The sequence below is a fragment of the Pseudomonas sp. P7779 genome (genome assembly GCF_013386315.1).
Lineage (GTDB): Bacteria > Pseudomonadota > Gammaproteobacteria > Pseudomonadales > Pseudomonadaceae > Aquipseudomonas.
The window spans coordinates 1-4,713 of record NZ_JACARZ010000137.1; the positions used below are offsets into that span (position 1 = coordinate 1).

The window sequence follows — 4,713 nt, forward strand, 5'->3', positions numbered from 1 at the left end:
TGGTGGTGCCAGTGGTGGGGGTGGGGCGTCGGGGAGTTGGTAAGCCTCCCCCGGAAGCTAGGCGGGCTTGTACGCAACCCAGCCCTTGAAGCTGAAGCCCGCGTAGAACAGTTCCACACCTTCGAAGCCTGCCTCCCGTAGCAGCGCTTCATCGTCGTTGGGTGACAGCACCGGCAAGTGGCTGCTGATGGCGGCAATCGCCCGCTGCGCATCTTCAGCCGGCACGCCGGAATCCACCGCATAGGCCGCATAACGCTTCAGCCAGCGCGCTTTTTCCTCTGGCGACGACTGCGGGAAGCTGTGATGCGCCGCAATCAAAGGCGCGCCCGGCGACAAGCGCCGCCACAGTTCTTTCAGGGTTTGCAGACGCTCTTCGGCCGGGATGAAATGCAAGGTCAGCAAGGACGTGGCGGCATCGAACGGCCCCTCGGGCGCGGTATCGATATAGCCTTCATGTAACTGCACCCGGGCCATCAGCGGACCCAAGGTGGCCTCGGCCAGCTTCAGCATCTCGGCAGACGGGTCCACCCCCACAAACTGCCACTCGGGCTGACTGTCGGCAAACTTCTTCAACTCCAGCCCACCGCCTGCGCCGAGTACCAATACCTTGCCGGTGGCCGAGACGCTTTCGCGCAATAGCAGCGTGGTCATGCGCTGCAGGGACTCGAAACCCGGCACCAGCCTCACCGGGCCTTCGGCGTAGCGGGCGACAGCGTCGGGATCTGAAAACCAGGTCATTGCTGGCTCCTGTTGGCGGGGGAAGCGACAACCCTACTGGGGCAAATTCAGGCTGGCAATTGAAGAGATGTGCAGTTGTGTTAAAACGTTGCCTTTGCTGATTTTGAGAGTACCCCTCGAATGCTTCCCGACATGCTTATCCGCGATGCACGGCCTGAAGACGCGTTATGCGTTGGTGTGCTGGGCATGCAGGTTTTTCTCGATACTTACGCCACCGAAGGCATTCGCGACTCAATCGCCGCCGAGGCGCTGCAAGCGTTTTCGCCCCAGACGATTTCCGCGCTGATCGCCCAGCCGGGCACGGCCATCATCGTCGCTGAATCCAACGGGCATCTGGTGGGGTTTGCCCAGGTGGCGATGGACACCGGCCATGCGCTGATCTCAACCCCGAAGGCGGCGGAGTTGCAGCGGCTCTACATCCAGGAACGGTTTACCGGACTCGGACTCGGCTACCGTTTGCTGCAAGCGGCTGAACAGCGCGCAGGGCAGGGTGGCGCTTCTTTGTTGTGGGCGACGGTGTGGGTCGGCAACGAGCGGGCGCTGGGTTTTTACCCGCGTCGTGGTTATGAGCTATTGGGGGCGCCTACGTATACGTTCCAGAATGAAACCCATGAAAATCGGTTGTTTGGCAAAAGGCTTGGCGTCTAGCCGTCAGAGCGTTTTGCTGAGGAAAACCCGGCTGCTGCCTTGCGGGTCGCATGGTATTTCACCAAAACGTACCCACCCATTCTTCTCGTAAAATTCCGGGGCCTGGAAACTGATGGTGTACAGCACCGCCGAGCGGCACCCTCGGTGGCGGGCTTCGTCTTCGAACGCCTTCAGCAGCGATGTACCCAGGCCTGAACCACGCAGCGCATCGGGCAAATGGAACAGGTCGAGGAACGCCATCCCGAGGCTGGTTTTGCCGGTGATGCCGCCGAGGGTTTCACCGGTGTCGGGATCCTTGATCAGCACCGTCAACGGACGTCGGTCATTGGAGCCGGTGATGTGTTCGTTGAAGGTGGCGAGTCCCTTGCCGAGAAGCTGCTCGGCTTCGGCGTCTGGTTGGTCACCTATCTCAATCAAATGCTGTTTCATCAGGTTCTGCTCCCTGTCAAAGCCGTTCCCGCACCATCCGCATCAGCCGTTCACCCACCTGATCCACGCCTTTGTTTTGCGCAACCACCTGGGCACCTTCCATCAACAACGTCAGCTCTTCAGCCAGCTCCCCGGGCTTGCTCGCCTTGAGCTGCGTGCACAGCAGCTTCACCCGCTCAAACTGGCGTTTTTTATGCGCCTGGATCAGCGCTCGCGCAGGGTGATCGGCCTCCGGAATTTCCGCGAGGGTGTTGGTAAACGGGCAACCGCGATAGCCCGCCCGTTCCAGGTCTTCGACGATAAAAACCGCCAAGCCCAGCAGCTGTTCCCTGGGGGAGTCGGGGTGTTGCTGCGCCAGGCCATCCAGCACATCGCTGTAGCTTTCCGTCAGGCGCTCCAGCCACTCCAGCACCAGCGCATCCTTATTCTCGAAATGCCGGTACACGGTCATCTTGGTCGAGGCGGCCAGTGCCGCAATGGCATCCACGCTGACACGGGTGATGCCCTGTTCGACAAACAGCGTTTGCGCCGCATCGACGATCCGCTCGCGGGGCGGCAGTTGAGGTGTCCGTTGCGCACGCATGCACATTCTCCACTTGACAGCGATACCATGGAGTATCGCATGATACTTGTCGGTATCGTTCGATACCGAAGAGTATTCATCATACCCGTTTGGAGGGTTTCATGTACCTGTCTGAATATGCCGATCAGGATGCTACCGGCCTGGCACGCCTGATCCACACCCACGCTGTCAGTGTCGACGAGGTGCGCGCGGTGGCCTTGCAAGCCATCTTAACCGTCAACCCGCAGATCAACGCCTTGGTGGAAGCCTGGGACGATGAACCGGTTGCGGCCCAAGGCCCGTTCCATGGCGTGCCGCTGTTGCTCAAAGACCTGGGCGTCAGCGCCGCAGGTCGCCGCAATGAACTCGGCAGCGCGCTCGCGCAGGGCTGCACCGCCGATGCCGACTCGGAACTGATGACCCGCCTGCGCCGCGCCGGCCTCATGCCGTTGGGCCGCACCACCACCCCCGAATTCGCCGCCAGCACCACCACCGAAAGCCGCTTTTCAGGCCCCACCCGCAACCCGTGGGACGTGCAGCGCAGCGCCGGTGGTTCCAGCGGCGGCTCGGCAGCGGCGGTGGCGGCGGGGTTGGTACCGGTGGCGCATGCGACCGATGGCGGCGGCTCAATCCGCGTACCCGCGTCCATGTGCGGCCTGTTCGGGCTCAAGCCCAGCCGTGGTCGCGTGCCCATGGGGCCGGACGTCGACGAAGTCTGGAGTGGTTTGGCAGTGCACGGGGTATTGACCCGTTCGGTACGCGACAGCGCTGGCATGCTCGACGCGATCCATGGCGGCGCGCCTGGAGATCCGTTTCACATAGCACCGCCAGAAAACAGCTTTTCGGCGCTTGCCCAACGGGCGCCCGGTTCGTTGCGCATTGCCCTCCAGAGCCTGCCTTTAAACGGGCAGAAGCTGCATCCGGCGGTGGAACAGGCGCTGTTCAATACCGCCAAACAACTGGAAGCACTGGGTCATCAGGTTGAAGAAATCCAGCCGGACATTGGCGTGAGTTGGGAAGCGTTTGTCGAACTCAATGCGCGTTTCTGGTCGTCGAACACGGCAGCCTGGATAGATGCAGTTGCCGGCGCGACGGGTCGTTCGATCAGCGCTGAATACCTGGAACCGGCGACACTGGCGCTGTATCGCCTGGGCAAGTCACTGCAAGCGACAGACCTGTTGGGGGCCCTGTGGGAACGCAACATCGTCGCGCGCCACATGGGTGACCTGTTCCAGCGATATGACGTTCTGCTGTCGCCCACACTGCCCGGGCTGGCGCCGATGATCGGCGACTACAACCAGGGCCAGGCGCAACTGGACGGGCGAGGGTGGATGAATCGAGTGTTTGCGCATTCGCCGTTTACCGCGCTGGCCAATGTCATTGGCGCGCCGGCGATGTCGGTGCCGCTGGGTCATGATTCCCGGAGCGGGCTGCCGATCGGCATGCAGTTCATGGGCGCGTTTGGTCAGGAGGGCATGTTGCTTGGCCTGGCGACGCAACTGGAACGGGCAACGCCTTGGGCTGCACGTCGCCCGCACGTGTGGGCCGGGGGAAACCTGTAACCCAAGGCAAATGCTTTCCCTGTGGCGAGGGAGCTTGCTCCCGTTGGGCTGTGCAGCAGCCCCAAAACCAGTCACCAGGTCTCTGAAAAACCGTATCCACTGAATCAGGGGCGCTTCGCACCCCAACGGGAGCAAGCTCCCTCGCCACAGAGGGAAGTGTGATGGCTAGATATCCATCACCATCTCATGCCACGCCATCCCGCCGTGGTCCGACGCCGACGGCTGCACATAGCGATAGCCCATGCGCTTATACAGCTCCACATGCTGGTCCTTGCACATCAGGTGAATGGTCTTCTTGCCCATCGCCTGCATGCGCTGCACGAACTCCGTCATCAAGCGCGTGGAGTAGCCCTTGCCTTGCTGGGCGGGATCCACCACCACCGACATGATCACCACATTCGGCGCATCGGCTGAATGCCCGACCAACTCCTTGAAGGCCTCATCCGACATCACCACTTCATCGGCGCAACCGCAGTTGATGAAACCGACCACAACACCATCCGCCTCCAGGATCAGAAAGCCTTGCGGGTACAGCGCAATGCGCGTGGCGATCTTTTCCAGGGTCGCGGCTTCATCGCCTTCGTAGGCCGAGATTTCGATCTCGTAGCAACGGTTGGCGTCTGCGGGGTTGGCGTTACGGAAGGTGAGGGCGTGCATTGGGTTACCAGAGAAATTGAACGACAGCCCCCATGATAAAGAAAGAACACCCCGACAGCACCGCCGAACACAAAACCCACTCACACCACCGACCCCCTATGGGAGCCGTCGAGCTTT

Annotated in this window: 6 protein-coding genes; 2 read left to right on the forward strand and 4 right to left on the reverse strand. The window is 61.5% G+C overall.

What is annotated here, in order from left to right; all coding sequences use genetic code 11:
* Positions 1–57: 57 nt before the first annotated feature.
* Positions 58–738 carry a class I SAM-dependent methyltransferase gene (locus HX869_RS29440; RefSeq protein WP_178904059.1) on the reverse strand — a complete coding sequence of 227 codons (681 nt, stop codon included), beginning with the start codon at positions 736–738 and terminating at the stop codon, positions 58–60.
* A gap of 132 nt (positions 739–870) precedes the next feature.
* Between HX869_RS29440 and HX869_RS29445 the strand changes: the two genes are divergently transcribed.
* Positions 871–1,386 carry a GNAT family N-acetyltransferase gene (locus HX869_RS29445; protein WP_256736801.1) on the forward strand — a complete coding sequence of 172 codons (516 nt, stop codon included), beginning with the start codon at positions 871–873 and terminating at the stop codon, positions 1,384–1,386.
* Between the two features lie 3 nt (positions 1,387–1,389).
* Here the strand turns inward: HX869_RS29445 and HX869_RS29450 are convergent, their stop codons facing one another.
* Both HX869_RS29450 and HX869_RS29455 read right to left on the reverse strand, forming a co-directional pair.
* The gene (locus tag HX869_RS29450) at positions 1,390–1,815 is read right to left on the reverse strand and encodes an N-acetyltransferase (RefSeq protein WP_178904061.1); all 426 of its coding nucleotides are present in this window, start codon (positions 1,813–1,815) and stop codon (positions 1,390–1,392) included.
* A 16-nt stretch (positions 1,816–1,831) separates the two neighbouring features.
* On the reverse strand, positions 1,832–2,398 hold the full coding sequence (locus HX869_RS29455; RefSeq protein ID WP_178904062.1) for a TetR/AcrR family transcriptional regulator: 567 nt from the start codon (positions 2,396–2,398) through the stop codon (positions 1,832–1,834).
* Between the two features lie 101 nt (positions 2,399–2,499).
* Here HX869_RS29455 and HX869_RS29460 point away from each other — a divergent pair, with 101 nt between their 5' ends.
* The gene (locus HX869_RS29460) at positions 2,500–3,939 is read left to right on the forward strand and encodes an amidase (protein ID WP_178904063.1); all 1,440 of its coding nucleotides are present in this window, start codon (positions 2,500–2,502) and stop codon (positions 3,937–3,939) included.
* A 165-nt stretch (positions 3,940–4,104) separates the two neighbouring features.
* On the opposite strand, the gene HX869_RS29465 is transcribed toward HX869_RS29460, so the two are convergent.
* The gene (locus HX869_RS29465; RefSeq protein WP_177035444.1) at positions 4,105–4,596 is read right to left on the reverse strand and encodes a GNAT family N-acetyltransferase; all 492 of its coding nucleotides are present in this window, start codon (positions 4,594–4,596) and stop codon (positions 4,105–4,107) included.
* Positions 4,597–4,713: the final 117 nt, after the last annotated feature.